This is a genomic window from Streptomyces sp. NRRL S-495, from assembly GCF_000966955.1.
GTDB classification, from domain to species: domain Bacteria; phylum Actinomycetota; class Actinomycetes; order Streptomycetales; family Streptomycetaceae; genus Kitasatospora; species Kitasatospora purpeofusca.
The window spans coordinates 1-1882 of the sequence record NZ_JZWY01000759.1; the positions used below are offsets into that span (position 1 = coordinate 1).

The window sequence follows — 1882 nt, forward strand, 5'->3', positions numbered from 1 at the left end:
CGGCGGACACCAACCATCCGGCCGCCGACGACGACGCCCCGCCCGGCCCCGGCGATCCCGACCCCGGTGGCAGCACGCCCGGCGGCGGCCCGTCCGTGCCCGCGCTCCCCGCCATCGGCCTGCCCGGCTTCCCCCCGCTGCCCAGCCTGCCCTCCTGGGCAGGCACCCCCGGCGGGCCGAGCTGGCCCGGCGGACCCGGCGGCGGTACGCCGCCTGAGTCGACCCAGGGGATCAGCATCGTCTCCGCCGCCGACGCCCGGCTGGTGCCGGACGTACGCGGCGGTGTGCCCGCCGTGGGCACGCCCGTCCAGGCGTGGCAGCCCAACTCGACCGACTCCCAGCGCTGGGCGTTCTGGGACCGGGGCAGCGGCAACTGGCTGATCGAGTCCCGGCTCACCTACGGCGGAAACCGCCCGGAGGAGCGGCTGGTCCTCGGTCACGACACCGCCTCCCACCGCACGGAGCTCCAGGCGGTGGCGGCGAACCGGGCGAACCAGCTCTGGAAGTTCGCCGACGCCGGGAACGGCTGGACTACGGTCACCAACGGTGACGGCGGCGGCTGCCTCACCCTGTCCGCCTCCGGCCAGCCGCTGACGGTCGGCACCTGCGACGGCTCCGACCGCCAGAAGTTCCGCCTGACCGGCCCCACCGGCAGTGACGGTGGCGGTGCCGGATCGCTGCCCGTCTACTCGACGTTCCCGGGCAAGTGCCTGGACGTCACCGGAGGCAACACGGCCGACAGGACCCCGATCGACCTGTACGACTGCAACAACACCCGCTCCCAGCGCTGGACCCCGTCCGCGAGCAGCGGCGTCTTCACCCTGAAGGCGTTCGACAAGTGCCTGGACGTGGCCGGAGGCCTCACCAACCGCGGCACCCGGGTCGACCTGTACACCTGCAACGGCACGCCCGCGCAGAACTGGCAGCAGGGCGACAACAGTTCACTCGTCAACCCTGCCTCGGGCAGGTGCCTGGACGTCACCGACGGCAACTCCGCGAACGGCACCGCCCTGCAGATCTGGGACTGCAACGCGTCCGACTCGCAGCGCTGGGGCCTGGGCAGCGTCCCGCCCCGCGCCCCGCAGCAGCCGGCGCCGAAGCCGGGCACCGGCCCGGTGGTCAACCCTGGCGTCGGAGCCGGGCAGGTCTCCACCCTCGTCTCCGGGAACAACGGGATGGTGGCGGACCTGGACGGCGGCACCACCAACTCGGGTACGTCGATCAAGGCGCTCGGTGCGAACGGCAACGACGCGCAGCGGTGGGCGTTCTGGGCGACCGCGAACGGGCGGTGGATCATCGAGACGCTGCTGACCGACGGCAGGACGGCGGCGGGTCAGGGCATGGTCATGGACCACGACCCGGGCAACCACCGGACGCACCTCATCCGCACCATGGACGGCAATGCCAACCAGCACTGGGCCTTCCACGACGCGAGCAACGGCTGGTTCTGGATCACCAGCGACACCGACAACAACTGCCTCACCGCCAACAACGCCGGCGAAGCCCTCGCCGTCAGCCCCTGCGACGGCAGCGACCGCCAAAGGTGGCGCCTCGACAACGTGGCCCAGGGGCCGTCCGCTCCCCAGCCGCAGCCCCAGCCCGGCGGCGGATCGTCCGGCGGGTCGCCCGGCGGTCCGGTGGTCGGGCCGAACATCGGCAGCAGCCAGGTCGCCACGCTCCGGTCGAACAACAGCGGTCTGGTCGCCGACCTCGACGGCGCCAACACCGCCTCCGGTACCTCGATCAAGGCGCTGGGCGGCAACGGCAACGCAGCCCAGCGGTGGGCGTTCTGGGACGCGGGCAACGGCAGCTGGATCGTCGAGACCCTGCTCACGGACGGCAAGGCCGCCCCGGGCCAGGGCATGGTGATGGACCACAACCC

At 72.8% G+C, this 1882-nt stretch carries 1 protein-coding gene; it reads left to right on the forward strand.

The window, feature by feature from the left end; genetic code table 11:
* On the forward strand, positions 1–1882 hold a 1882-nt coding region (locus VR45_RS43415), incomplete at both ends, for an RICIN domain-containing protein (protein WP_199926046.1).